Source organism: Sporosarcina sp. Y1009, from assembly GCF_057669865.1.
Map to the genome: position 1 here is coordinate 1 of NZ_JBYHFO010000037.1, position 515 is coordinate 515.

A 515-nucleotide genomic window follows, 5' to 3' on the forward strand; every position below is an offset into this window, starting at 1 on the left:
CCAGTTGCTCCAATAGCCCCAGCTTCACCGGTTACTCCAGTTTCGCCCGTTGCTCCAATAGCACCTGCTTCACCTGTTGCTCCAGTCGCGCCAGTCGCTCCAATGGCCCCGGCTTCACCTGTTGCTCCGGTTTCACCAGTAGCTCCGGTTGCGCCAGTTGCTCCAATAGCCCCAGCTTCACCGGTTACTCCCGTTGCGCCAGTTGCTCCAATAGCCCCAGCTTCACCGGTTACTCCAGTTGCGCCAGTTGCTCCAATAGCCCCAGCTTCACCGGTTACTCCAGTTGCGCCAGTTGCTCCAATAGCCCCAGCTTCACCGGTTACTCCAGTTGCGCCAGTTGCTCCAATAGCACCTGCTTCACCTGTTGCTCCGGTTTCACCAGTAGCTCCGGTTGCGCCAGTTGCTCCAATAGCCCCAGCTTCACCGGTTACTCCAGTTGCGCCAGTTGCTCCAATAGCACCTGCTTCACCTGTTGCTCCAGTAGCTCCAGTTGCTCCAATAGCCCCAGCTTCACC

At 58.3% G+C, this 515-nt stretch carries 1 protein-coding gene; it reads right to left on the reverse strand.

Annotated elements, in window-relative coordinates; translation table 11 throughout:
* On the reverse strand, positions 1–515 hold a 515-nt coding region (locus AC25Y1_RS19295), incomplete at both ends, for a hypothetical protein (RefSeq protein WP_488149634.1).